At 47.7% G+C, this 25,504-nt stretch carries 20 protein-coding genes; 3 read left to right on the top strand and 17 right to left on the bottom strand.

Annotated elements, in window-relative coordinates; genetic code table 11:
- Positions 1-16: 16 nt before the first annotated feature.
- The 9 genes from yjjX to K6Q96_RS13805 all read right to left on the bottom strand — a co-directional run bounded on the left by yjjX (position 17) and on the right by K6Q96_RS13805 (position 10,358).
- Complete coding sequence (gene yjjX, locus K6Q96_RS13845) at positions 17-544, bottom strand: inosine/xanthosine triphosphatase (protein ID WP_251876480.1); 528 nt, start codon at positions 542-544, stop codon at positions 17-19.
- Positions 545-561: 17 nt separating this feature from the next.
- A complete protein-coding gene (locus tag K6Q96_RS13840; RefSeq protein ID WP_251876479.1) occupies positions 562-1,407 on the bottom strand; it encodes a sterol desaturase family protein in 846 nt (281 codons plus the stop codon).
- Between the two features lie 108 nt (positions 1,408-1,515).
- Entirely contained in the window at positions 1,516-2,178 is a 663-nt protein-coding gene (locus tag K6Q96_RS13835; RefSeq protein ID WP_251876478.1) for a spondin domain-containing protein, read from the bottom strand.
- A 12-nt stretch (positions 2,179-2,190) separates the two neighbouring features.
- Positions 2,191-2,853 carry a spondin domain-containing protein gene (locus K6Q96_RS13830; protein ID WP_251876477.1) on the bottom strand — a complete coding sequence of 221 codons (663 nt, stop codon included), beginning with the start codon at positions 2,851-2,853 and terminating at the stop codon, positions 2,191-2,193.
- A 121-nt stretch (positions 2,854-2,974) separates the two neighbouring features.
- The gene (locus K6Q96_RS13825; RefSeq protein ID WP_251876476.1) at positions 2,975-4,636 is read right to left on the bottom strand and encodes a GGDEF domain-containing response regulator; all 1,662 of its coding nucleotides are present in this window, start codon (positions 4,634-4,636) and stop codon (positions 2,975-2,977) included.
- On the bottom strand, positions 4,633-5,016 hold the full coding sequence (locus tag K6Q96_RS13820) for a response regulator (protein WP_251876475.1): 384 nt from the start codon (positions 5,014-5,016) through the stop codon (positions 4,633-4,635). Before K6Q96_RS13820 ends, K6Q96_RS13825 begins: the two co-directional genes overlap by 4 nt.
- Positions 5,016-7,442 carry an ATP-binding protein gene (locus tag K6Q96_RS13815; RefSeq protein ID WP_251876474.1) on the bottom strand — a complete coding sequence of 809 codons (2,427 nt, stop codon included), beginning with the start codon at positions 7,440-7,442 and terminating at the stop codon, positions 5,016-5,018. The genes K6Q96_RS13820 and K6Q96_RS13815 overlap by 1 nt, the downstream gene beginning before the upstream one ends.
- Positions 7,442-9,553, bottom strand: a complete 2,112-nt coding sequence (gene dctP, locus K6Q96_RS13810; RefSeq protein ID WP_251876473.1) for a TRAP transporter substrate-binding protein DctP — start codon at positions 9,551-9,553, stop codon at positions 7,442-7,444. Before dctP ends, K6Q96_RS13815 begins: the two co-directional genes overlap by 1 nt.
- A gap of 133 nt (positions 9,554-9,686) precedes the next feature.
- Complete coding sequence (locus K6Q96_RS13805) at positions 9,687-10,358, bottom strand: PTS sugar transporter subunit IIA (protein ID WP_251876472.1); 672 nt, start codon at positions 10,356-10,358, stop codon at positions 9,687-9,689.
- Between the two features lie 398 nt (positions 10,359-10,756).
- Here K6Q96_RS13805 and K6Q96_RS13800 point away from each other — a divergent pair, with 398 nt between their 5' ends.
- Complete coding sequence (locus tag K6Q96_RS13800) at positions 10,757-11,977, top strand: polyhydroxyalkanoate depolymerase (protein WP_251876471.1); 1,221 nt, start codon at positions 10,757-10,759, stop codon at positions 11,975-11,977.
- A 96-nt stretch (positions 11,978-12,073) separates the two neighbouring features.
- On the opposite strand, the gene K6Q96_RS13795 is transcribed toward K6Q96_RS13800, so the two are convergent.
- Positions 12,074-13,048 (bottom strand): hypothetical protein, encoded by a 975-nt coding sequence (locus K6Q96_RS13795; protein ID WP_251876470.1) that lies wholly within the window; start codon positions 13,046-13,048, stop codon positions 12,074-12,076.
- Entirely contained in the window at positions 13,045-14,370 is a 1,326-nt protein-coding gene (locus K6Q96_RS13790) for a sphingomyelin phosphodiesterase (RefSeq protein WP_251876469.1), read from the bottom strand. The genes K6Q96_RS13795 and K6Q96_RS13790 overlap by 4 nt, the downstream gene beginning before the upstream one ends.
- Before the next feature lie 558 nt (positions 14,371-14,928).
- Here K6Q96_RS13790 and K6Q96_RS13785 point away from each other — a divergent pair.
- On the top strand, positions 14,929-15,462 hold the full coding sequence (locus K6Q96_RS13785) for an SRPBCC family protein (protein ID WP_251876468.1): 534 nt from the start codon (positions 14,929-14,931) through the stop codon (positions 15,460-15,462).
- Positions 15,463-15,574: 112 nt separating this feature from the next.
- On the opposite strand, the gene hdhA is transcribed toward K6Q96_RS13785, so the two are convergent.
- Entirely contained in the window at positions 15,575-16,342 is a 768-nt protein-coding gene (gene hdhA / locus K6Q96_RS13780; protein WP_251876467.1) for a 7-alpha-hydroxysteroid dehydrogenase, read from the bottom strand.
- Positions 16,343-16,504: 162 nt separating this feature from the next.
- Positions 16,505-17,758, bottom strand: a complete 1,254-nt coding sequence (locus tag K6Q96_RS13775) for a D-amino acid dehydrogenase (protein WP_251876466.1) — start codon at positions 17,756-17,758, stop codon at positions 16,505-16,507.
- Between the two features lie 100 nt (positions 17,759-17,858).
- Here K6Q96_RS13775 and K6Q96_RS13770 point away from each other — a divergent pair, with 100 nt between their 5' ends.
- Positions 17,859-18,761, top strand: coding sequence for a LysR substrate-binding domain-containing protein (locus K6Q96_RS13770; protein WP_251876465.1), 903 nt, complete (start codon positions 17,859-17,861; stop codon positions 18,759-18,761).
- Positions 18,762-18,825: 64 nt separating this feature from the next.
- On the opposite strand, the gene K6Q96_RS13765 is transcribed toward K6Q96_RS13770, so the two are convergent.
- From K6Q96_RS13765 to K6Q96_RS13750, 4 genes are all read right to left on the bottom strand, one after another.
- Positions 18,826-19,881 (bottom strand): hypothetical protein, encoded by a 1,056-nt coding sequence (locus K6Q96_RS13765; RefSeq protein ID WP_251876464.1) that lies wholly within the window; start codon positions 19,879-19,881, stop codon positions 18,826-18,828.
- Entirely contained in the window at positions 19,874-22,513 is a 2,640-nt protein-coding gene (locus K6Q96_RS13760) for a DUF2235 domain-containing protein (protein WP_251876463.1), read from the bottom strand. The genes K6Q96_RS13765 and K6Q96_RS13760 overlap by 8 nt, the downstream gene beginning before the upstream one ends.
- 166 nt (positions 22,514-22,679) lie before the next feature.
- On the bottom strand, positions 22,680-23,441 hold the full coding sequence (locus K6Q96_RS13755; protein ID WP_251876462.1) for a DUF2927 domain-containing protein: 762 nt from the start codon (positions 23,439-23,441) through the stop codon (positions 22,680-22,682).
- A 235-nt stretch (positions 23,442-23,676) separates the two neighbouring features.
- Positions 23,677-25,422, bottom strand: a complete 1,746-nt coding sequence (locus tag K6Q96_RS13750; protein ID WP_251876461.1) for a S41 family peptidase — start codon at positions 25,420-25,422, stop codon at positions 23,677-23,679.
- Between the last annotated feature and the right edge of the window lie 82 nt (positions 25,423-25,504).

Genomic DNA, 25,504 nt, shown 5'->3' with positions numbered 1-25,504 from the left:
AGGACCTAGGCTCTCTTTAGTTATCTTCCGTCGGAAACAACTCCGGATTTATAAACGGAATTAAGGCGAGGATCAGCGCCTGATGGTAGACCGAGCTTCTCGTCAGCAGGTGCCCTGTGAGCATGCCTATCGCCCCACCTTTTTGCTTCACGTTCTGCTCATTGAACATTTCATCCATCACGTCTCCCAGCTCTTTGCCTTCTTCTAACATTTGGAGTGCGGCGGGTGGCAAAGGCACGGATGCAGAGCGTGATTCACCAATGCGGTCTGCGGATTCCACGACCATCCAGGCGAAAGTATAGGGTGCATCCAGCCCAGCTTCGACACCCACGTAGAAATTGCCATCAACCATCTTTTTGGCGTTATGGACGCGGTTTCTGGCACCTGCCAACGTCTCCTCACTGGTCATTGGCTGATCTGCGACACCGCTGGAGACAGACACACCTTCAAACGTCATGTCATTGTTAGGAAATACTTCTTTGAAGGCAGCTTCCACAGCCGCAATTTTGGCAGGGTTAAGCGAAGTGACAATCACTTTGGTCATGGGTATCCAGTCCTGAATCAGAGAGAGTTATTTTGTTGTTTTTTCTCAGGGGCACGTTTGAACAATCGAAATGGCAAGGCAAGAAGGCCTGTTAGCCAGACGACGTGTCTTTCTTCCCGCTGGCTTTTTATACCAATAGTCATGCCGTAATGGCCTTCATCGGGGTGCGCGCGGTAAGTGTTGAACAGCCTGTCCCAGATAGCAAGATTAAAACCGAAGTTCGAATCGCTTTCGTTGCGGTGAACAGAGTGATGCACACGGTGCATGTCCGGTGTCACCACGATTTTTCGCAGCCAGCGGTCAATCGGCAAGGGAATGGCAACGTTACTGTGATTAAACAATGCCATACCGCTGAGGATGACTTCAAACAAAATGACGGCCACCACAGGTACGCCCAAAAGCGCGATAGCCGCGAATTTGATCAGCATGGAAAGAAGGATCTCAACCGGATGGAAACGGGCACCTGAGGTAACATCTAAATCTATGTCTGCGTGGTGAACCGCATGCAAACGCCAGAGAATAGGAACGGTGTGAAAGAGTTTATGCTGGAACCAGATGATGCCATCAAGCATCACAATGCTCAGGATCACTGAAAGCCAAAGTGGTGCATCAAACACATTGAACAAACCGATCCCCTGGCGGGAACACCAAGCTGCGAAACCGGCCGCTGCGAGAGGAAAAATAGCACGGAGCACCGCGGTGTTGAGCATCATCAGGGCGATATTGTTCAGCCAGCGTTTCGCTTTACTGACCGTCAGCACTCTTTTGGGAAATAGCCATTCCGCAGCTGCCATCACCCCGAAAATGGAAAAAAAAGTGAGCAGACGGACAACACTTTCCTGTGATTCGATAAAACTCAGCACTGGATCTCCCGCATATATCGTCTTTCCAATCAGCTTATCATAACTACGAGACCGGAAAGTAAAACGGGCACTTTCAACAGTGCCCGTTTGTTCTTTTTTGGTGACGCACTACCAAACGCGTTTGATGGTGACTTTCGCGCCTGGGTTGAGGAAGCGGTGTCGATAATTCAGTGCTGAGTCATCCAATCCGTCATCAGCAGATAGCACGCCAGGGTGAATGCGAAGGCGGTCTACATCATCACGCGCAGCGTTAAAGCCTTCCCCTCCTGCTGCTGGACCAGGAATTGTACCTTGGCTTTCAGAGTTAGCTTCAGTGCCGGCATCCCATACTGGCAATGTGATGGTGATGCTTTGACCCGGACGCAGTTTACGAAGGTCGATATCAGACTCTGCGACGATCGCATCGTTGGTATTGACCAGCATAGATGCTATCGAAAGGTAACGTGTCTTCTTGCGATTCAGCTGCAAATTGAAGCTTTCTGATGCGCCTGGAGGTAGCGGCGATGCACCAGAGAGGGCATCTTCCACGTGGCGAAGTTCTTCATAAGCAAGAACATCGCTGTTATCACCACCTTCCGCCAGTTTTTCCAGCGCGACAGAAACCGGTTGGCCAACCTCAAACAGCGTGTTGGTTTTGCTGTGGGTTAGCAGCGTGACCGGAGACATAGGTTGCGCATCCGTCAGGTTTTCTACGGTGACCGTGTATTCCTTTTGCAGGGGACACCCAGCCAGTGCCAGCGCTGCTGCGCCAATGAGAGCAAAGCGATACATACCACGCCCTCCTTAATAAACGGTGACGGTGATGATGGCAACTGGGTTGAGCCAACGGTGTTTGGTGCTGTCGAAGTCGCTCAGGCCACCCGTCGCATCAGTATCTCCCAGATTACCCGGATGAATGTGAACGGTTTCATTGGCGACTTCAGTATCGACACCTGTGCCGCCTTCACCAAAAGTGATGAAAGGGGGCGTCGGAACACTGCCTGCCAGCTCATCATTTGCTTCTGTGCCCGCGTCATAACCATTAGCTCTGATGACATAGGTGCCTTTTTTCTTTGGAATTTTCCAGCTGTCTACACCGATAAACGCATCGTTAGAAGGTAGCAACATCGCGGCGATAGAAAGCACATCGCCATGATTTGCATAAAGCGTGGTGGAAGTGGATGCGCCTGGGTCCAGAATGCCTTCTGCCGGGTTTGCCTCTACAGCAGCGCCAACGCCTTCAGCCAGTGTAACAAGGCCAGAAATATCGCCACCTTCTGCCATGGCTTCGACATCTGCAGATGCTGCTTCGCCGGTGCGGAACAGATAAGCATCCGGGCTGTGAGCAGCAACGATCAGTGGGGTGAAATAAATGCCATCGGTGGCATTGGTGATTTTAACATCGACGTTGGCGGCCTGCGCGGTGAATGCTGCGCCCATTGCCATGCTGAGAAGTAAGGTTTTCATTTTTCGCTCCCTGTGCGTTGAATTCTTCAAAGCATGGCGCGAAAAAATGGCGAAGCCTTCGCGAATTTCTCTCAAAATTCTTGCAAAGGTCAACAGACCCTAATGAGATACTATCAGGTTGTTATGCGGTGTTTTTTTCCTGAGAGTCATCACTGTTCCCTAGCTCAACATGGGTCACTACACGGTTTCTTCCCCGCTCTTTTGCCAGATAGAGTGACGAGTCGGCCACTTCGATAAGACCCTCAATAGAATCAAACTCGGGAAATGTCGCGATGCCTGCACTCAAGGTGGCAGTGAATGTTTCGGGGCCGTTTGAAAACGGCGTTTTGGCGAACGTACTGCGGAATTCATCAATCAGCCTAAGCGCGATATCTGCGGGCGTATCGGGCAGGATCAATGCGAATTCTTCACCACCATAGCGGGCGCTGGTATCAGTTTTGCGGAAGCGGTAATTGAGTAAGCGCGCGACACCTTTGATGACCTTGTCACCGACAGGGTGACCGTACTTGTCGTTGATGGATTTGAAGTGGTCGATATCAATCATCACAAAACTGACGGGAGACTTATGGCGTCTGGCGCGCGAAAGCTCACGTTCCAGCGCCATTTTCAGGTTAGAGTGATTGAGTAATCCGGTTAGGCTGTCTCTGTCCATCATGGCGCTTAGCGCACGAAAACGGCGGGCACGAATGGAGACGGCCTGTGTCAGGTGTAAGTCGTTAATGGGCTTAGTCAGAAAATCATCCGCGCCGACCTGTAGCGCTTTCATTTGAAGCTTAAGATCGGTTTCACCGGAAAGGTAGACGATAGGCACATTGGTGTGCGCAACATGTTGGCGTATCACGCTGGCCGCTTCAACACCTGAGCACTTCGGCATATACAGATCCATCAGCACTAGATCAGGGTGAAATTCACCCAGTTCATCGAGCAAATGATCTGGGCTGTCTACTATGCAGGTTTTCATTCCTGCGCCTTGAAGCACAATGGAGTAGTGCTCGGCAAGTGTTCGGTCATCTTCGACAATCAATACCCGGTATTGGGCATTGTTGGTCTCCCAGAGGGAATCTAGCAAACCGAGGATATCATCATACTCAACAGGCTTATGGAAGAAGGTAAACGCACCAGCTTTGGCAGCACGCAGGCGACTTTCCCAGCATTCTGTTGTGCTCAGTACAACTAAAGGTATCCCGCTGTTTTTACGCCAGACTTTAGTGATGTCATCAAGGAGTTCAAAGTCGATGAGGTCAACAATCAGTACCGAAGGTGCTTCTTGATCGAGTGCGACTTTAAGTTCGGTGGCTGTTTCGAACATTGCCACTTCGTAATCGATATACTGGAGCTGTTCGACCATTTCGGTGGCATCGTCAGGTTGTTCTGCAACCACATATATCAGTTGTTTGGTACGATCTTGCTCGTGAAGTAGTGTGACTTCACCGTATGTTAAATCATCAGGGCTTTTGGGTTCGATTTTGGCGATATCGTCGATGCCTAAAATTAGGCGGTCTATATCTTCATGACCGATGGGCAGCGTTTGGTTCTCAATGTGGGGTTTCAGTAATACTTCAATGTCACGGCCGCATTCTCCAAGATCGACAAAGCCCAGCGTAGTGGCGGTGCCGGCAAGTTTATGCGCTTCCATTACCAATTCTTCCAGTTCGCAAAAATCAGAGGTTTTCTGCGTTTGGATTTTATTCCACAGCGTTTTAATGCGCTTCGTGCGTTTAGAGACGCTTTTGGCGAACTTGGTTTGTTGCTCCTGAAACTTTTTGACTTGAGAAGGTCTCATACACTGCGCCTTTCCATTATTTTTTTGATTTCGTCTGCAAGTAGCATTGGGTCAAACGGTTTACTGATAACGCCTATAGCTCCACACTCGTGATAGGACTTGATTTCCGAGGGTTGAACTTTAGCGGTCATAAAAATGGCTGGTGTCCTCTCCAAATGTGGCAGTTCCCTGAGATGTCTGAGCGTCGTAGGGCCATCCATATCGGGCATCATGACATCTAACAAAAGAAGATCTGGGCTTGATAACGCGGCCTTTTCCAAAGCGACATCGCCACATTCGCATGTCAGAAGGATAAAGTCGTCACCTTCTAATGCGAGTTCCGCCACATCACGAATGTCCTCATCATCTTCAACGTAAAGCACAGTAATTGGCTTACCCATTACATCGCCTCTCTAGGAAATGTTTTCTTAAGTATAAGACGCAGTTCAGATTTAAGACTGTCGATATTCAAGGCGTGAATGTTATGGCTGGCAATTACCACTTCAGACAGAGGAATATCCTGAGACCCTCTAGTGAGAAATACTGTTGGAATTTTTCGGCGGCTAAGCTGATCCATCAGCTTGTCTAGCGACTCAGAAAGGGGATATTCAACCATGACTAAGTCAAATGGTTGCTGGCCTAAAGCTAGGTTTGCTCTCGATACCGTATCTGCTCCGGAGATCTCGCAGGAGGGGTAAAACTGATTTCGAAGATCTTTCAGTAAGCTGGTTTTCGCTCCAACATATAAAATTTGGAATGCAGCCAGTGGTAAAGCGTTCTGTTGGTCTTTTGACTGCAATGAACTTGTATCAAAGGGTAAGGTGAAGAAAAATGTTGAGCCTTCATTTTGTGTCGAGAAGAAGTTTATTTCGCCCTGATGTGCATCAATGATGGATTTGGATATGGCCAACCCAAGGCCTGTACCGCCAACACGTCGGGTATCAGAGCTATCTGCTTGAGAAAAACGCTGGAATATTTTTTCATGGAACTCGCTGGGGATGCCAGATCCAGTATCTGTGATTTCAACTTTGTACGTGTCTTTTTGAACGCTCAAAGAGACCTCAACAGTATCACCAACGTTGGAATACTTAATAGCATTAGAAAGCAAATTTGCCATAACTTGCTGTAATCGTGTGGAGTCTGCATTGATGTAGGCGCTTTCTGTGTCGGTTTGGAATGATATCCCTACTTTGTGCTGGCGAGCGTAATCCAAATTGTCTTCAACTGATCGTGTGATGATGCTGTAAAGGTTGTTGCGATGAAAGTTGTACGTCATTTGACCGGATTCGAGCTTTTCTATGTCTAAAATGTCATTGATTAGCAGGGTGAGTCGCTCACAATTCCTCAGAGCTAGTGACAACATCTTCTGTGTTTTGGCGGGTAATTCATCCGAGAACTTACCGAGGATTAACCCAAGCGCGCCTCTTATAGAAGTAAGAGGTGTGCGAAGTTCATGGCTAACGGTAGCAACAAATTCGCTTTTCATTGCATCGGCTTTTTTCCTAGAAGTAATGTCACGAATGATGCCTGTAAACATTCGCCTTCCAGATACTCGCATTTCACTGACTGATAGCTCTGCCGCAAAAGTGGTGCCATTCTTGCGCTTAGCGACCACTTCGCGACCAACACCGATGATTTTTGCCTGCTTCCCTGATAAGTAATCACTCAAGTAAGTATCATGCTCTCTCGAAAAGTTTTCTGGCATTAACATGTTGATTTTATTGCCTATGACGTCATTTGCTCTGTAACCAAATAATCCTTCTGCGGCTGGGTTAAAGGTGGCAACATAGCCCTTCGAATCAATGGTGATAATGGCATCCATCACGGTGTCGACGATCGCCAACAACTGACTTTGTCCCGACTGACGCTCTTCCTGTAGATTGAGCTCGTTAATTCGATTGATTTCGAGGGTTGCCTGATTGAATGATTCCGCGAGCGTGGTGAGCTCTTCGTCAGATGCCGACGTTTTTACAGGGTATTTACCGGCTTTCACTTCGTTGGCAAGTTCGACAATGGGCGTGGCCATTTTTTGTCCAAAGTGGCGGGTAATGAGCACAAGAGGAAGCATGGCGATCAAGGCGAGAATACTGAAGTTGGTGAGCCAGGGAGTGATTACGCCAAGCATGGAAATATAGGGTTCATTAAGTGTAATCGAAATGTCAAAGTCGCTGATGAGCATGTTTGGAGAAGGCTTTCTGGACACTTTGATACCTGGGGCGTCGATGTTGCCTTCGGTAAATCCCCATTTTTGGTGCACATTGAGATGATAACTGTGACCCAGGTTTTCCAGTGCCGTTTGGGTGAGGTTATCCAAATTAATTTTGGCGATGATGCCACCCTGAACTGCATAGTAATAACTAATAGGTTCAATAATATAAAAGCTGCCATTGAGAAATATCAGATAACCACGGCCAGAAGCTAAGGTGTCGGTCACCAAGCTTGGGCTGTACCATCTGACGTCTTCTTCTCTTTCATCAAGTGCGTTTCCGGCATAATCAAATAATAGCGCGTCTTCAATGGCGGTATAGAGCGTCAAATCCTCTAATGCGTGGTGGAAATAGTATTGCCCGCTACCGATATTTATCAGGCTGTTAATGGAGAGCTGGCTTTGCGCAGTGCGTGAAACTGCCCGCTGTTGTGTTTTGAGTTCAAGGTCGAGCAGGCTTAACGTATTAAAGGCTTCTGCGTGAAGTTTGTTTTGTAACTGGCGTTCTACACGGAGCATCTCCATGACGAGTGTGGCGCCGACAAGCACGAACAAGAAAGAAACCAGCAGAAGCAGTAGTCGCCTGGAGAAACGATTGGCAATACTGGTTTTCTTGGCCATCACTGGTCATGCTCCAGGGGGTAAAGGGCCCCATCCTTATAAAATGAGAAAAGGTAATCTTTTGCAGTCAGTGCATCTTGCTTTCCATCACTGAAAGGAGAGCGGTATGGTTTCATCAGTCCATCGTAATGCTCCAGCTTGGTCAGCTCTTTTTGAATTGCTGACATGTCGGCAGTGCCCGCTTTCTCTGCGGCAATTGCCAACATATGCATTAGGTCGTAGGCATGCGCCGTGCCAGATGGTGCTTGAATATCAGACTCATGGTTGGTGCCATAGCGTTGGTGATAGCGTTGAACCAAGGCTCTGGCAGCAGGTGTACTGTTTTCTATGAAGGTGAAAGTTTGAAGTACACGTAGGTCAACAGCTTTCAGTGCTTCCTCAGAGCGCTTGGCGAATTCTGAACCTGTAATGCCCCAATGAGAAAAAACAACGGGTGGTGTAGGGTGTGTGGCTAAGTGAGTGACGAATTTTTCACCCTCTACCGCGTTACCGACAAAAATGACAGCTTCAGCGCCTTTCTCTATGAGGTTACGGACCTTGTTTTCCATGTTTTTCTCGCCCCAATCAAACCATTCAATGTGAGCGGGGACGAGTGAACGCTGCTCCATCTGTTTCGTTAAGCCTTCGAAGTTACTTCTTCCCCAGCCGTTATTTACGAGCAGTAACCCAATGTTGTCAGTAACATCCAGAGCGCCTTCAAGCAGAAACTGAGCGGCATACTCATCCCTGACTGAGACCCGAAAGACAAAATTTGGGTCGTTACCGTTGTTGACTATGGGAGTGGCCGCAGCCCAAGGGGCGAGCATCAAGATCTTCCGCTCATGGAGCAAATCAAGCTCTGCCAGAACCACTGGACTGCTAATACCACCGAATACGGCAATCAGGTTCGGCAACTTTGAAAAAACTTCAATGTTATCCAACCCCCTGGAAGGCACCATGGAGTTGTTCCGGACGATCAATTTTACCTCTTTGCCTAAGATCCCACCTTTTCGGTTGATTTCATCCAGAGCCAGTTCGATACCGCGGCGAATGGATAGCCCTGAAATAGCAGCACTTCCGATCATATCAGCGTCTAATCCAACAATGAGTTTATCTGGGTGGGGCTGCTTCCAGTTCTCCTTTCCTTGAAGTACTTGCTCGATATAAGACGTGCCGATATGCATTCGACTTTTCTCTAAAACACCTGAAGAGGTTTGCTTCATCCAAGCGAGCAAAGAACTAGGGGGACTCTGCGTAATGCTTTCTTCATTCAAATTAGCCAGTGCTATGCTGTCTTTCCGCAGCGCGATTTCATATTGGAAGGCAGTGGCAACGTTGGCGGCGCTTTCAATCAGGTCAAGATGGGCAGGTGATAGCTTCTTTTTGGTGTGTTCAGACATGATCAACAATTGGGTTTGGTGACCATGTCGCGTCAGATAAAGGCTTTGCCCAGTGATTCGCCTTGCAGAAAGTTGGCCGAGTGTCAGTTCCTCACCATCTAGATCTCCATTTGAGAAAGCCAATGTGACCATCTCTTCCGATACGGGAATGGCGAGGCTGCCCCAGGCGGAGAATTGCTGACGAATCGTGGCACTTTCAGTGACGCGAAATCGGCGCTTTTTAAATTGTGATGCGTTATCCAATGGGAATGTAGTGACAAGGTGCTTAAATCCGCCATCCCAAAACGCCAACCCGACAATATCATTCTTATTAAGGTTATTGAGTAACTGTCGACCTGCGGGGCTCTTGTAAACCTGCCTAATTTGGTCATGTTCTGTGAAGAAAAAAGGTAAATCAAACAGCTCAAGCGCAGGGGAGAGATACGACAGCTTTGAGCTGGTGATCACCGCAAAATCTACTTCACCTTTTTGTACAGAGGCAACAAGTTCTCTTTCACTGGTATGGGGGGCTTTACTGGCTGTTGAAACCGTTATCTGACCTTTCGTTCTTTCCTTAATCAGGGAGGCAAAGTAAAGCGCCGCTTCAGAGCTAGCACTGCCTTCATGGCCAGAGACAGCGAGATTTAAGGCCAGTGTTTGTGTTTCCCCCAACTTTTCACTTTCAGAGAGCTCACGGCTGTCGCAGCCATTCAATAACATCAACAACGCGGTAAGTGTGAAGATGTATCTCATTGTTTTCCCCGCCTGAATAAGACTTTTGTGTCTCATGAAAGATTAGGAATGAGACAGGTGTTTTTCCAGTGGGAATGCAATGAACGTAGTGCGGTAAACCCGCCCCCAGGAAGGGCTGGTGGGAAAGTAAGCGCTAACGGAGGGTAACTTGATGAATATTAAATAAATCACTGTTAATCGTGGCGATGGTATATTCGAAGGGCGTGCCATCATCAAAAGAGACCACTTCGCGAAGCTCGATCATGGCCTGTCCTTCATCAACATTGAGAAGCTCTGCCAGCTCTGAATCCCGCAGATTAAAGGCGGAAATATCTTGTTCGCGGGTCAGTACTTTCTTGCCTGTCATCTGCTCCATGTAGCCGTATTTTGAGTGTTCAATCTGGTTGAATTCAAAGCCATCGCAAACCGCGACTGGGATATGGGTTTGCTCAAAAGACACTGGCATGTTGCCAAAGCTCATCAAACGCTCGATATGCTGATCGCTGTCTTTTACAGCCAACAGAAGCAGCAGTTTCACCGGGTCGTTTTCTTCACTGTGGAACTCGACGCCATTTCGGACGACGAGCAGGGAAAGCGCGTTATTGTTCACGCCCTGTTCCGGGCGGGCATGCGGCATGGCAATCATTGGTGCCAGCACGTAATAAGGGCCAAGCGACTCTGTGGTGTCGATAATGGCGGACTGGTAATCAGGCTCGATATCGCCAGATTTCACCAAAGGTGCGCACACCTGATGAATGGCGTCTTTCCAGTCAGAGACGGAATCTACCACCGCGATGCGGTGCTCGGAGAGTAAGGTTGAAAGCATACATACCACCATGCTTATACAGCTAATAAGTTGTCTATACAGGTGGCAATGTAGCGGTTTGAAAACCACTTTTTCGTGATGGAGGTCTAACCTGTGATTAGATGCTTTAGTAAGATATTAATAATTTTTTAATGGTAAAAATGACGAATTATTTTTTATTGTGTCAATTTTAAAGTTATATATTCCGATATGTATTGAGAGTGACTTGGTGATATGTGTGTGAGTGATTATGTGACTTCGGGGTTATTTTTGCACCAATGTCTGTATAGAAGTTTGCCAAAGCGTTAACGCCTCGATCTGGGCTAGTATGTTATTTGTGTGGTGGATCAATAAGCGGCAACCTATCGCTAATAAAAATGAAATCACCTTTGTAGTTAGCCAGAATTAAGGGGCGGTTTATGCTTTACCAATTCAACGCAACCTATATGGATGCCATCAAGCCTTTGAACAGTTGGGTCAAATTTGTCAGGGATGTGAATGCCGCGCCCTGGAACCCAATGAAAACCTCGCCGGTAACCCGAACGCTTGATGCCTCTATGGAGCTGGTGGAGCGTCTGACAGATTGCTACGACGAACCTGCTTGGGGGTTGGATACCACCGTCATCAACGGTGAGAAACTCGCGATTCAATACAATGTGATTGCCAATAAGCCTTTCTGTAATCTGCTGCATTTCCGCCGCAGCAAAGCGCAACCCAATCAACCTAAAGTGTTGTTTGTCGCGCCGCTTTCCGGCCATTTTGCAACGCTATTGCGCGGCACCATTGATGCCTTCCTGCCGGATCATGATGTCTACGTGACAGACTGGCGCAACGCCCGCGATGTGCCGCTCATGGAAGGAGAGTTTCATTTTGATGATTATGTGGATTATTTGGTCGAGTTCTTAGAGCTTCTGGGGCCAGACACTCATGCCATTGCAGTATGCCAGCCAAGTGTGCCCTTGATGGTAGCGACAGCGCTGATGTCTGCCGAGAAGAACCCCGCCGCGCCTGCAACCGTGACTTTGATGGGCGGACCTATCGACACCCGCATCAATCCCACTGAAGTGAACGACTACGCCAGCGGCAAGGATTTAGAGTGGTTTGAGTCCAATGTGATATGTACTGTGCCCGAGCAATACGAAGGTGCTGGACAAGTGGTGTATCCGGGGTTTGTTCAGCTTTCCGGTTTTATGTCGATGAACCTTGATACCCATGTGCAAAAGCACTTTAAGTTTTTTGGCGATCTGGTCAAAGGTGACGGCGATAACGCAGAAGCGCACCGCAAGTTCTATAACGAATATCTGGCCGTGATGGACTTGCCTGCCCATTACTACCTCGACACCATCCGTAAGGTGTTTTTGGAACATGACCTACCAAATGGCACCATGACATATCGTGGCAAACCTATCGATCTTGCTGCCATCAAAAAGACAGCACTTCTGACCATTGAAGGGGAATTGGATGACATTACCGGCCGAGGTCAAACAGCTGCCGCGCTCGACATCTGCCCCAAAATCCCTAAATCTAAGAAAATGCATTACGAACAAAAAGGCGTCGGCCATTACGGTATTTTCAATGGCCGCCGTTACCGCGAGGCAATAGCGCCGAAGATCAAAGGGTTTATTAAAAAACACGCTTAATAGTTGAAGATATCGGATTTACTGAGCGTAACGGGTCTCAGCTATTGAAGTATATTGTATGTGGGGCTCTCAAGAAAATGGGGAGCCCCATTGTTTCTAATTAGTGCCTGTTGAAAAGAACTTGCGCCGAAAAACGCTGATTTCTCCTGCTTTGTATTCTTCCCAACGTTCATTGTCGAGATGAGAGTGCGTAGAAAGGCGTGCTGATTCCAATGATGCTTCAAGAGAGGAAAGGGCTGCCTGATAACGCGCTACTTTTTCTGATTGTGCTACTACCACTCGCTCACGGGCCATTACCTGCTCTGCTTCCTTAGGTTTGAGGTAATAACTTGCGAGTTGACTTTGGATCATACTGCGTTGCTCGTCGGTAAAACTGATAGGAATGAGAGCAAGGCCCTGCTCATACTGATTTACCCCTGATTCAAGCGCCAGTACCTTTAAATCTTCACGCCAGTGATCGAGGAGAGATTGATACTCCGACAAAAAGGTATCGGCTGGGACATGGTTTAGCTGTTGTGTTTGCTGCTTAAAATCCAGCATAGTGAATGCATCTGCCAACATCACATTGGTGTGCTCACCCCAAGTCTCCTCTCCGTAGTGTTTGAAGATAGCGATGTTTTCTTCAGTCGTATTGTCATTGGTGAGTGGGACGGTGGATTGGACTGTTTTCCAAATTTCACTTCGCATAGGGAAAGTGGCGAGCAGATCATAATTAACTGCGGAGAGATGCTGTTGAAGCTGTAACAAGCGCTCGTCGCAATTTTCTTTCCCAGAGCAGTGAGTCCAAAATGCCTGTAAAGATCGTTGCAGAGGCTCGCCTTTTAAGCGTTTAAGATCCCCTAAGAGTAAATCATCGCTGAACAATGAACTGTTCACCTCAAGGTTTGTTGAGGCGGAAACCTTATCTTTAGCGAGCAACGTTAAAGAGATTTCAGGCTCAGTTTGATGCGTATTGGTGACATCAGCTTTTGTCGGTATGACAGCCACATTAGGTGTATCAGCGCCACTTCCTAACCCAATGAAGATGCCTGTCAGTAAGACAGGCACCAAGCCGAAAACGACTTTTTTCATTGCTGAATCACCGCGGTGACAGGAAAGTGATCAGACAGATTCCAGTGTTTCCATAGTCTCGCGTCTGTTGTTCTGGGAACATCGACGCGGTTGTCATTGGTCGCGGTAGTTGAGCCATACTCCCTGCTGATCATGACGTAGTCGAGATATTCTATGTGCTCTCCACCGGATAGCGCTTCACCGGCAAAATTGTTGATACGTGGATCAAATGTTGATTCGGTGTAGCCCGAGTAGGTGGGTTCGATAGCAGCGAGGTTCTCGATCATCTGTTGATAGTCACCGGGAAACTTAAGTTTGTTCACGTTGAAGTCTCCGCTGTAGATGACGGTATCATTTGCAGAAATATCGAGTGAATTTGCGAGAGCCCGAATTTGTTGGAACTGTCGCTGCCTGTATTCTCTTGCGGTGTCGGTATCAAAAGAAGCCGTATGTGTGGCAAAGACATGATAGGCCTTTCCGCCTTTGATGATCTCCGCGTAATTTACCCCTTTATCTGCGAAGCAATCTGTACCCGAGCAATCAGGGAAGACAAATTGTGTTTCATTCACGATAGGGTAGCGGCTGACAATGATCACACCACCATCATATATATTTGAACTATTCTGACTCAGCATTCGGGTTTGATAAGGATATTCAGCGGCCAGTTTGCGGAGGAAGCTGCCTCTCCCATTAGCAAAGACTTCTTGCAGCGCAACAACATCATAGCCTTTCACGTATTCAGGGATGATATTGAACCGGTCTCCGATATGAGAGGCAATCAATGGTAAAGCCCAAATGTTATACGTCATGACTTTTAACGTATCTTCAGATGGGGCTTCAGGCTCGTCTATTTTCTCAGGAGTGATGGTGTAATAAAGATCGTCATACCTGGCGGTGGCAACAGACTTCATGGCCAGCTCTGTAGGACGGTCCAGAAACAATGAGGTATGGAAACGGTGAATATTCCGGTCATTCTTCATGTGTAAAGGCACATCATCTGCGCTGACACCATAGGAAATAGAAGAGTGACTCCAATGACCTTTCATGACTTGGTGCAACATAGATTGCTGACCAGATTCATTGGTGACTACAGTGGTGAAGCGATATTCTTTACCTGCTTTAACCCCCTCCCATCGATTGAAAGTCAACACGGGTTGAGTCTCCCAAGGCCCCAATGTTTGAGTATGTTGGAACCATTCATCTCCATGTTCAAGTAAGTCAGAGCCGGAATGATCAATATTGATAGTGAGAGTCTGGCTAGAGTTGTTTGTTAGGTAGACATCGCTACCAGCAAGTACGTTTGTTGTTGTTAAAAAAGATAATAATAAAGCCCATTTTTTCATTTGAGATATACCCTTTGATTGATTTTTCTGGGTGAACCTAAATTCCCAACGTGACAATATATTTCGATTTTTATTTCATATTTTTAAAGTTCATTTAACTCTAATTTAGTTGTTTGTTTTATTTTTTTGCTTCCGCCCTTTTATTGTTGTTTTAAGTTTATGTTTTTTAATTTATTTCCTGTGTTTAACTTTAATTGATTGACACCTCTTAGTTTTAAATTAAATGAATGACCCAGTTGATTTCTAAAGTGGCTCATGAATCTGTTTGCGATGAAGTTCAAACTGTTTTCTTTATGATTTATGACGAATTATAGAAATAAAATGCAAGTTTTTTCTTTTTGGTTTTTTGTGGCGTTTTCAAAGTTTGATAAAGCGGTCGAAGCGGTTCATAGGAAGCGGTTCATAGATAAGGACCTCACCTTTACGTTTGGGCTCCAGTGTGGGTAGGCAATACAAGGATATTCACTTAAAACAGAAAACACTTTTGCCACTGGCGTGATTCTGTTCTTTCCTGATCGTCGTTATAAAGAAACGAAACGGTTTGAGAAGGAACAGCGGATGTTACGAAAACTACTTCCCTTCATTGTGATGCTGGCAGGGATTGTCGGCGTTTCCATGGCCAATGCTCATGGCCCATCAAGGCTCAAAGTCTCTGAGTCTGTCACCATCAATGCGCCGGCTGACAAAGTTTGGAAAACCGCGGGAGCATTCGACAGCCTTTCCTGGTTGCCACCTGTCACCAAAGTGGTCATGGAATCAGGAAACCCGACCGAGAAAGGGGCGGTTCGCGTGGTGTATGTGGGTGACCAGAGCGTGACGGAAGAGATCAAACGCTACAACCCTGACGCCATGATGCTCAAATACAAGATCACCAAAGAAAACACTGCCTTGCTTCCTGTCACCAATTACCAGTCCACCATCAAAGTGAAAGCAGAAGGTGATAAAAGTATCGTGACGTGGAAGGCGGGATTCTACCGTGGCTATCCGAACAACGATCCGCCTGAAAACCTCAACGACGCAACAGCCATTTCAGCCATCACCAGCCTCTATAAAGCGGGTTTGGACAACCTGAAAGCAGAGATGGAAAAGTAAGATTTCTCCTATTTAACCCCATCCTTGTTTCTCCCTTTTAAAGGGAAGGACACAACCGGTCTTGGCTCACCCTTTTTAGGGGAGATGCGAGGAGGGGTTATCTCCGTCTTCTTCAGCTCAATTCCTGTGAACCACCGCCGCTGACAGTCAGCACTTGACCACTCACCCAAGCTGCCGCGGGTGAGCACAGAAACAGTGCGGCGAGCGCAATATCATCGGTTTTCCCGAGCCTTCCGAGGGGCGTGTGTTTCAGCATGGCTTTTTCATTATCCGGGGTGAGCACTTTCTCCAGCGCCGCTGTGCGGATAGCCCCTGGCGCAATGGCATTCACGCGAATGCCCCTGGTACCTAAATCAAAAGCGGTGTTGCGTGTGAGATGATTGATGGCGGCTTTCGAAGAGCCATAAGAGGCCATCATCCAGTTCTTGTTTTCGCCAGCCATCGAACTGATATTAAGCACCGCGCCTCCGCCGGCTTTTTCCATCTCCGGCGCGCAAAGCTGCATCAGCCTGAACGGTGCAAATACATTGAGTTGATACGCCCACTCAAAATCTGCCATGGGCATGTCGAAGGGTTTGGGGCCGCCACCGCCAGCATTGTTGGCAAGGATAGTTACCTTGCCAAACGTCGTGACAGCACGTTCAACCAGTGCAGCTCTGTCTTCTTCTTTGGTGACGTTACAGGCTGCGGCGATAGCATGTCTGCCCGTCGTATTGATATTGCAGGCGACTTCGTTAGCAGCATCCAAATCCAAATCGCTCACCACCACCTCTGCGCCTGCATCAGCAAACACTTCTGCTATCCGGCGACCAATTCCCGCGGCTGCGCCGGTCACAATGGCGACCTGACCATCAAGGCTGAACTGTTGAATGACTGACATGATAAACCCTCATTGAAAAGAGATGCATTGAGCCTAGATGTGGGGGGAAAAAGCGCGCGCGTTATTCTTGATACAAAGCGGGAAGGGGAAAGAGGGAAAGATAGTTCTCGGGAGAAGAAAGCAAAGAAGGAGCCTTGTGGCTCCTTCTCTTAGTCAGGTGTGTTATCCCGCGTAGCGGAAGTAATCCAGACCCTCGACATTACTGGTGATCTCTTTGGAGATGATTTGCGCCAGCAGATGACCAGAGCCACATGCCATGGTCCAGCCCAGCGTTCCGTGACCGGTATTGGTGAACAGATTGTCGAACGGCGTTTTACCAATCAGCGGCGTGCCGTCTGGCGTCATCGGGCGGAAACCTGTCCAGAACTCGGCTTTGTCGAAATCGCCGCTGTGTGGGAACAGATCTTTCACCACCATAGAAATCGTCGCTTTGCGCTTTTCCGGAATAGAAGGATCGAAGCCTGCCAACTCAGCGGTGCCTGCGACACGGATACGATCGTCAAAGCGGGTCAGGGCGACTTTGTAGGTTTCGTCCATCACGGTTGATGTCGGTGCCTGCATTTCATCAGTGATTGGCACGGTGAGCGAGTAACCTTTCACCGGGTACACAGGAATACTCAGACCAAGACCTGCCATAAACTTGGTCGAGTAGCTGCCCATCGCGACCACATAAGCGTCTGCTTCCAGCTCGCCTTTGTCCGTTACCACGCTGACAATGCGGGTGCCTTCACGTTTCACATTCTTCACTTCGGTGTCGAACATAAACTCCACGCCGTGCGCTTTGGCAAGCTCGGTCATTTGTTGGCAGAACAGGTAGCAATCGCCCGTTTCGTCATCCGGCAGGTAGAGACCGCCAGTCAGCTTGTGGCTCACAGACGCCAATCCCGGCTCTTGCTTGATGCAATCTTCGACCGTCATACGTTGATAGCGGGTGCCGCTTTGCTCCAGAAGGGCGATGTCTTTTTCTACCGCATCGAGTTGCTTCTGATTACGGAAGATTTGCAGTGTGCCTTTCTGACGGCCCTGATATTCGATGTTGTGCTTGTCACGAAGCGCGAGCAGACACTCACGGCTGTGGTTAGCAATGCCCAACATGCGGGATTTGTTCACCTGATAACGATCAAGCTGACAGTTCGACAGCACTTGTGTCGCCCACTTGATCAACTGAGGATCCAGCGTCGGCTTGACCTTCAGCGCTGCGTGTTCTTCCATCAGCCAGCGAATGGCTTTTTGCGGAATACCGGGGGCCGCCCAAGGGGAAGAGTAACCATAGGAAATTTGCCCTGCATTGGCGAAACTGGTTTCTTCGCCCGCTTTAGATTGGCGATCAACAACAGTGACTTTGTAGCCTGCCTGCTGTAAATACCAGGCGCTCATCAAACCAACAACGCCACTTCCCAATACCAATGCTTTCATAATTATTCTCCCCAATCAGACAGGGCGAGTTTGCGGTGTTTACACAACCCTAACAATCGATTTAAATTAATCTCTGTGTATAGAATTTCTAAAAGCAAAGATGCAAACACTCAAAAGCCAACATCTCGGTGCCCTTTATACTTTTTCGGAAGTTGGGAGGCACAACACATTAACCAGTGCCGCTAAAGCCATGCACTTGACTACCGGGGCGGTGAGCCAACAGTTGCTGCAACTGGAGCAGCAACTGGGCTTCACTCTGCTTGAACGTCACTCCCGTGGTATTCGTCTGACCGAAAAGGGTAAACAGCTTCATCAAAATGTGAGTTTCCATTTAGCAGAAATTGATGCAGAAATCGCCAGCTTGCAGCGTAACACCGGAAAGAAACAGGAAATCCGCCTCAAGCTCACGCCCTCTTTTGCGTTTAAATGGCTGGTACCGAAACTCGAAAGCTTCCACGACGTTAACCCGGACATTCAGGTGCAAATTTTCGCTGAAGGCGCACTGGTAAACGCGGACACGCGGGACTTTGACCTTGCCATCGACTATCGCCCGCATCCTTTCAAACACCCGAATGCCGAACTTCTGCTGGACGAATACCTGCTGCCGGTGATGAACCCAAGATACCTGGAGCGTCATCAGTGGCTGCAAAACGATGCTGGTAAATCCGAACATTGGCAGGGAGTCACCTTGCTGCACGATGCCATGCCATGGGAAAAAGCGGAGAAAGATTTGGAGTGGAGAAACTGGGCCAAGGCAATGCAGCTTTCGGTACCCACCGACCGCGGCCACTTCTTCAACCGGACTGATATGGCCATGTCTGCCGCCGAAGCGGGCGTAGGCATTGCCATGGCACGGATGGCGCTTATCGACAATGAGCTGGAAACGGGAAGGTTGGTGTCACCGTTTTCGCCCATCAAAGCCAACGCAGGGTATTACCTGATCAGCAATGTGCAGGATGAGAGTACGGAGAGCTTTGTGAAGTGGTTGAAGGGGATGATTTAAGGCGCACTTTTCTTGCGAGGCCCTCAAAGGGCCGCCATTTTACCTATGAGGAGCTCTATTTAAACTACTTAGTTTTAATAGACTCACCTGTCCCTTCAAACAATACAACGGCATAACGACCAAGTTCGTCAAAGTAGCGCCAGCGGTTTTGTGGGTCTTCGGCGACTTTGCAGCGCTCTCCGGCGGTATCAGTTAAGCAAGCCGCACTATAAGTGATAAAGAGATTTTCATTTTCAGCAAAGATATCAAATGTGCTGGTTTTGACATAACCGCTCATGGCGTTGCGATAGGCTTGAATACTTTCTTCCATAGTATCCAGTGCAGAAAGGTTGCCAGTGAGTTTGTAGTTATCGAATTGCCATTGGGAATATTCAGCGTCTGGATTCAGCTTCTTCCGCCAAATTACGGAGAATGTAGCAGGTAATACAATCTGGTCGTTGACTTCGTGGTTTGCTAAATCGATATCCTGAAGAGTGGCTTCGCTGACAACTGTTTCGCCTACGTTGACGGCTCTTATTATGCGGCTGTCATAAGGGGATTTTGGGAAGGGTTTAAGTGAAGTCTCTCCATTACCAGAGAAGAGCACAACGACATCAGTAATATCTTTCGGGCTTCTCACTATCCATCCGTTTGGATCGCTCCCTTCAATTTTGGAGCAGTCATCAGAAGAGTTGAAGCAGTTGAAAGTATATAAAATTTTTAGATGAGCATTGTCTACTACAACTTGTACAGATGCCCCTGAATGCTCAAAGTTTTTATAAGCGTTCTTGAGCGTTTTTATTTTTCTAAGAGCCAGTTTGCTGTCTATTACACTATCAATTCGATAATAGATTGGGGAGTCTGTTGTTGATTCAGGGTCCTTGCTCCAGTAACCCTTGACGTGAGTTGGTATGCCTAAACCTGAAATGGTTGCGTAAGCGCCAGGATAGCTACTTACAGAACCATAAGCAAAATCTGAAAATCCACCCGATGTATCAGAAACAACCATTTCTTTAATGCCGTAGGGGCCGTCTGTGCTTCCTGCATTTCCAAACTTAGCTCTAGGGACGCTGTCATCCGTGCAACCTGCAAAAGGGATTAATGCCAAAAGCATTGTCAGACTGATTAAGATTCTACTCATTATCAAAAATCTCCCTGTACATATTCCCTTTCGAATCTCGGTTAACGTCGTTTGCAAGTGCAGCTCTGATATTTGAGAAACCGGGGTTTATTAAAGGGTCATGAGGCCTGTGTATCCAAAGAAGCTTATTTGGCGCTATTTCACTTTCCCAGTGGCTTGCATTGACTTGCCCAGGCTCTATTGCCAATAGTTTTGCATTAAGTGAGGAGAATTCGGCATGTTTATTGAAGTCTTGAGGCATTTCATAGTTGCTCATTTGCCATTGGATGCCAGCAATTGCACCTTGTTGCCTCATTCTTTCCTGTGCCAAGCCTTGAAGTCCATTGTTGATTGGTTGAAGCCTGTAGTAATACAGGGTATTTCCAACATTTTTAACACGGCCATATTGCGTTGGATTTTTGAAGTTTTTTTGCACTTCTTTATCCCAAAATTTTTCTTCACGGCTGGCTAGCATATACATATCTCTAGGTTGCAACCCGATATGCTTGGCTGTTTTTAACAATTCTCTGTTGTAAGTATCATTAATAGGGAAATCTAGGTGCTCTGGTAGCCCTTTTTTTCCATATTGGGACATAGAAGGGTAACCGCCACCAACATCTGCATGAGCTCCCGGATATACCTCTTCGAAGAAGTTTTCGGCCAATTCACCATCAATCTTCAATGAGGTTAATGGGAAGTTCTCTCTGTATTCATGGTGAGCTGTTATGTGATAAACAGTTTCAGCACTAGAAGGTGAAAGGACTAAATTAAAACCATCTTCATCATTGTCTCCAGGGATACCGAAGGACCCAACTGTATCGAATAGGCCAACAAAACGAACGCTGACACTTCTCGATTTGTCGATATAGTAGTGGCACCGTCTACCTGCTCTTGTGTGCTCGCTGCTCAAAAGGTGAGGGACAACATCGACACTAAATTGATCCTGCTTTTGACGACGATGAGGATGATGACGTGGTCCGTGACTGGGCTTGGGGGGAGGTACAGGAGAGTTGTAATCAGGGAATCCGACATTTGCAGCATTGACGAAATGACGAGCCAACGCAGCTCCACGACTAAACCCGAAAACATCAAATTCTATGTGATTGATATTTCCATAGTGTCCAATTTCTTCGAGAGACTTTGTGATACTCCTTAATGCTCCAATGAGAGATGTCCACTTATCAAAAGCATCTGAGTCACCAAAGAAATCCCAAGATCCGGTGGCCATGCCTGTAAGCTCCATATCTTCGTCATTGTCTATCGCTTTGATCGCTTCTTCAAGAGAGTCAAAGTCTAGGGTACCTACCCCTGAAACATAGATTTTGGCGATTTCACCTTCCTTTTCAGGATAAGCTTCAAACAGTCTTGCTACATTGGTGCGGGAAGCATTGCCTCTTCCTTCCTTGTACTTGTCGTTCTCTAGATTATTCCCCGTCCCATCAAAGAACACCCCGATGGTGAGCTTATTGTTTGGTAACTTCTTAAGGTTAACCACCGGCAACCCACTCTCTACTAATCGTTCATTGTTGATGGCTTTGAGTGTTGAGCCGTTTAACAGACGTTCTTTGTGGTCGTAGACAACGTCAACAGGCGCATTGTAGGTTTTCGGTTTGTAAGGCTTCTTAGCGGGTGTCGATACCTTCTTGGCATCAAGCAGGCTCGGGACGTCTATCATCACGCCATGCTCGCTCAGCCATTGGTCATTCACATTACCCAGTTGCTCAATCGTTATCGGGCTGTCGAGATAAATAAGATGCTGGTCGATAACGACTTTGCTGTCAATTTTCCAGTAGAGCAGAATCGCGCCCTGGTATTTATTCAGCCCTTGCTCATTGTTCAGGCTAAATGATGTTGAACGTGTAGCCTGAAATGCCCAGCGTCCTTCACCGAGAATTTTGTATTCCTGAATCAGCTTCTTTTCGTGGAAATGATAGAAGTAACCTTCAGTTGGAAAGCCTAAACGGTCGCCAAGTTGAAGGGCTGGGATCACCGGAATAAACGCTTCCCGAACGGCGTCTGTGCCTTTGGGTTTCAGCTTTACAGGAGGCTGGTTACTCACGCCTTTTTCTGCACTCGCAACTTTAGCGATAAGCTTGCGGGGTTTGTCATCTGTGGCTTTGGCAGAGAAAATAGTGCCCGTATCCGAGAGTTTGGTTTCCCAGCTGACAATGCTTCCTTCCGTCGGTGTTTTACCCAGTGCAAACTGACACCCCACTTCACTGGCAAGTACCTCTTCGGAACAGGCTACTTCAAACAGATACTCGTAATCCTGAGCAGGCTTTTCCTGTTTTTCTTCCACTTTAGGTTCTGGGGTGTAAGGCGCTTCTGCAGGCGCTTGAGATTCAGAACCCGAGCGAGAGGTAAAACCTTTGGCTTTTGTTCGGGAAGTCAGCGCAGATTTGGCTTCAGGGGAAAAGCTGGATTCAGCATCAGGGTTGACCTGCCAAATCTTATCGCCCATCGAGTTGGTTGTGGATCTCAGAGCTGGCGTGACAGGCGCGTCACTCAGTAACACATATTCGCCCGATGCGAGCTGGGATTGGAACTTTTGTATGGAGACACCTTGAGGCAACACGGCTTCCAATGCTCGCTCACCCAGTGTCGAAAATCCACCTTCGACTTTGCCGAACTCGTACGATGCAAGTTCGGTCATTTTTATAACCCTATACGCCACTGACTCTTCCCTGATTTGCTTTTGTGTTTGGTTAAATACCGAACAAACGAGAGCAGTACAACGAAGCGAAACCAAAACCGAAAGGCAGATCAAACAGGGGCAATTTCTTGCTCAATTTCTTGGCATGAAGCGGCTAGGAGAGGGACTAATTCAACCCAAACTCAGACACGAATTTGCTCTTGAGGTACATATCCGTCGATTGCTTCAGCCAGTTCGGATTTTGCTTAAACCAGCTATCTAAAAGCGGCATCACTTGCTGTTCCTTCATGCCTGCATTAACACCTGACGAATAGAGTAATCGGAGCAAGGTGATATCCAGCGTTGTCATCACATTGTTTTTAGAGCCATCGTTAAAGATGGATGGGAAGACCTTGTCAGAATCATTGGGTAGGCCCATCGCCTGCGTCAGTTCCTCGACCACGCAGGCGAACAGCTTGCCGCGTTCGCGGGCGAGGTCGACCGGGATTACAATCAGTGCTTCTTTGATTTCTGCCTGAGATGAAGAAGAAAAATGCGCCATGCAGATAGCACCGCGGAACGGAAAATCTTCCTGTGTCGGCCACAGTTCGCGGGTCTCGTTCTGCCAGCGGCTCTGACGGGTAAAGACCATGCGCAGGTTGGCGTTTTCCGGCGAATTTACCACCTTGATGTCATGCCCTGTTGCCCGCACCAAATCTTCAATCTGGGTATTGGCCAGCATGCTATGAAGCTCTTTGTCACCAACGCGATGGTCAATATAGATACGTATCGGTTTTTGCCACTTGCGGACAGGATGCTGCTGATTGTCATACTCATTGCTGAGGGCAATGATTTTAAATGCCCTTTTGACATACTCAGGGTCATTCCATTTTGCCAGAGCAGGTAAAGACAGCAGTGACAGCATCAGTCCCCAGATAAGAATTCGCATTTGGCTCTCCATGGCCCAGTCAGAAACGTCGGCACTATGACGACGGCATAAGATTAATAATGACAATCAGTGGGTAAGGTTTCCAGTTGGAAGGAGAGATGTCCAGATCCCATCGACCAAAACATTTTTGTGTGGGGGAGGAAGCGTTTTTTTATCCCATAGTGGGTATAACAGCAAGTTTATCCGTGGTAAGGGATAGCAGGTCGCGATCCCTTAAATACCTTTTAACCGATATTCATTGGAAGAGACCACTGATACGGATGACTTCACGGAGCTCTTTCTCCAAATCCGCTTTGTTTCTGTATGGCAGCGTGTAAGGGCTCTGTTTAAGTAACTCAGACTCCCACGAAATATCAGGCAATATGCCCTCATTCAACCTTGAGCCGTCTAACCGACGAAACTCCATAACGGGATAACTGATGTATCCAAATTTCTCATCATACAAGTCATAGATATGGTGAAGTGAACGGAACTGAATCACCAAGGGAGAACCTGCAGTTGGCTTGCCAATCACCGTCGAATCAGGTGAACTTTGAATCCCAGCCGCCAATATTTCCCCGCCGGAATTTGTCTGTGCATCGGTTAGCACCAACACTTTCCCGTCGAATACCTTGCTGGTCTCGGAAGAAACGCGCTTACTTCTGCCAAAGGCATCGTAATAGACTCCGAAACCTTCATCCCCAAGAAACAGGCCCGCTAAACCTGCCATCTCTGGCAAAGCGCCTCCTTGGTTTCCTCTTAGATCAAACACAACAAGCTCTGGGTTATTGGCTTCTAAAAACTCTCCGGTTGCCTCAGCGATACCTTCGTAAAAGTAAGCCATCCAAATGTAAGCGACACGTCTGCCGTCGACGTTCATTAAGGAGAAATCAACGCCCTGCGTGTGGATGCCATTTTCACTGGAGGTGAAATCCGCCAGTGTGTCCAACTGTAACGGGACAGGAATATCAAGGAAGGTAATGTTTCTCCCGTTATTGCGCAGAACATGGAGCGTGACCATTTCACCGCGCATTCCAGTGACAAGCTCTTGGAGCTTGGCATTGTTGCTGTCTCCCAGTGCTGAAAACTCCCCGGATCTCGTCACACCGACAATACAGTCCAGCGGCATTAAACCCGCATTAAGGGTGGATGTGTTGGTAATCCCCGTGACGGAGTAACACGCAGGTTTTTGTGCCAACGTTGCACCAATGTGCGGAACGGGAGGAAGCGTCGTTTGTTCATACTCTTTTTCAGAAATATAGCGAACACCTGTCACTGAATGAGGAAGCAGGGCGCCAATAAACAGCCCGATGTTGGAAAAATCGACGCGGTCAGTTTTCGACTGATGGTAGTCCAATTGCCGTTCAATAATGCGCAGCGTCTCTACCGGGTTGTCAGTAAACCCATTGATAGCGACCAGCTTATACGTCAGGAACGCTGCCCTTCTGTCGTCGATCAGATCGCCGTTATCCGCTGAAATGAGGCTGAGCGCATTGTCTGGTGCATTTTTCAAAACCTCAGCCCCGTTTTCGGCCAGCCAGTTTTTCATCTCGCTAATGGCGAGGTTTTCCTTTTCCCGATAGTCGGTGTAAAAGTCCTGAGCCTGTTTGGTGGAAAGGTTTAGGGGATAAACGAACAGATCGCGATAGCGATCCTCAAACGCCTTTTTCTCTTCATCCGTTAACACCACACCGATAGGGTCCAGATTGAAGAGAAGCCGAGAAAAAGCCTGCCCAACACTTTCGCGGTTGTTAGCCAGGGGAGTGAGCGTATCGAGTGATGACTTGTAATAGCGTCGGATAAACCGATTAACCATAGCATTCAGCGCATCGTTATAGCCTTGTTCTGCACTGGCAGGCGTGGAGGGAGCATATGCTTTGGGGGCACTCTCTTTCGGGGTGTTAGCGCTTCCCGTTGACTGACAGCCAACAAGTATAGAGGAGCAAAATAAGCCAAACACCCAAAACGGCTTACACACGGTTTTTCCAAAAAGCACTTTCATCGACATCATCCCTGTCATTACCACTTTGTGAAAGCTAGCTTATCTTTGAGCGCGTTGCCGTGATCTGTGTTTTTGCGCACAG

The sequence above is a fragment of the Grimontia kaedaensis genome (genome assembly GCF_023746615.1).
GTDB classification, from domain to species: Bacteria; Pseudomonadota; Gammaproteobacteria; order Enterobacterales; family Vibrionaceae; genus Enterovibrio; species Enterovibrio kaedaensis.
This window is presented reverse-complemented; position numbering and strand designations above follow the sequence as displayed.

Bases quoted from the DNA above. Each gene is read 5' to 3' on its own strand.
- K6Q96_RS13815 (WP_251876474.1), bottom strand. From the start codon at position 7,442: ATGGCCAAGAAAACCAGTATTGCCAATCGTTTCTCCAGGCGACTACTG.
- K6Q96_RS13785 (WP_251876468.1), top strand. From the start codon at position 14,929: ATGTTACGAAAACTACTTCCCTTCATTGTGATGCTGGCAGGGATTGTC.
- K6Q96_RS13790 (WP_251876469.1), bottom strand. From the start codon at position 14,370: ATGAAAAAATGGGCTTTATTATTATCTTTTTTAACAACAACAAACGTA.
- K6Q96_RS13835 (WP_251876478.1), bottom strand. From the start codon at position 2,178: ATGTATCGCTTTGCTCTCATTGGCGCAGCAGCGCTGGCACTGGCTGGG.
- K6Q96_RS13820 (WP_251876475.1), bottom strand. From the start codon at position 5,016: ATGGGTAAGCCAATTACTGTGCTTTACGTTGAAGATGATGAGGACATT.
- K6Q96_RS13805 (WP_251876472.1), bottom strand. From the start codon at position 10,358: ATGCTTTCAACCTTACTCTCCGAGCACCGCATCGCGGTGGTAGATTCC.
- K6Q96_RS13760 (WP_251876463.1), bottom strand. From the start codon at position 22,513: ATGACCGAACTTGCATCGTACGAGTTCGGCAAAGTCGAAGGTGGATTT.
- K6Q96_RS13775 (WP_251876466.1), bottom strand. From the start codon at position 17,758: ATGAAAGCATTGGTATTGGGAAGTGGCGTTGTTGGTTTGATGAGCGCC.
- K6Q96_RS13795 (WP_251876470.1), bottom strand. From the start codon at position 13,048: ATGAAAAAAGTCGTTTTCGGCTTGGTGCCTGTCTTACTGACAGGCATC.
- K6Q96_RS13770 (WP_251876465.1), top strand. From the start codon at position 17,859: ATGCAAACACTCAAAAGCCAACATCTCGGTGCCCTTTATACTTTTTCG.
- K6Q96_RS13800 (WP_251876471.1), top strand. From the start codon at position 10,757: ATGCTTTACCAATTCAACGCAACCTATATGGATGCCATCAAGCCTTTG.
- K6Q96_RS13830 (WP_251876477.1), bottom strand. From the start codon at position 2,853: ATGAAAACCTTACTTCTCAGCATGGCAATGGGCGCAGCATTCACCGCG.
- K6Q96_RS13755 (WP_251876462.1), bottom strand. From the start codon at position 23,441: ATGCGAATTCTTATCTGGGGACTGATGCTGTCACTGCTGTCTTTACCT.
- K6Q96_RS13750 (WP_251876461.1), bottom strand. From the start codon at position 25,422: ATGAAAGTGCTTTTTGGAAAAACCGTGTGTAAGCCGTTTTGGGTGTTT.
- yjjX (WP_251876480.1), bottom strand. From the start codon at position 544: ATGACCAAAGTGATTGTCACTTCGCTTAACCCTGCCAAAATTGCGGCT.
- K6Q96_RS13765 (WP_251876464.1), bottom strand. From the start codon at position 19,881: ATGAGTAGAATCTTAATCAGTCTGACAATGCTTTTGGCATTAATCCCT.
- dctP (WP_251876473.1), bottom strand. From the start codon at position 9,553: ATGAGATACATCTTCACACTTACCGCGTTGTTGATGTTATTGAATGGC.
- hdhA (WP_251876467.1), bottom strand. From the start codon at position 16,342: ATGTCAGTCATTCAACAGTTCAGCCTTGATGGTCAGGTCGCCATTGTG.
- K6Q96_RS13825 (WP_251876476.1), bottom strand. From the start codon at position 4,636: ATGAGACCTTCTCAAGTCAAAAAGTTTCAGGAGCAACAAACCAAGTTC.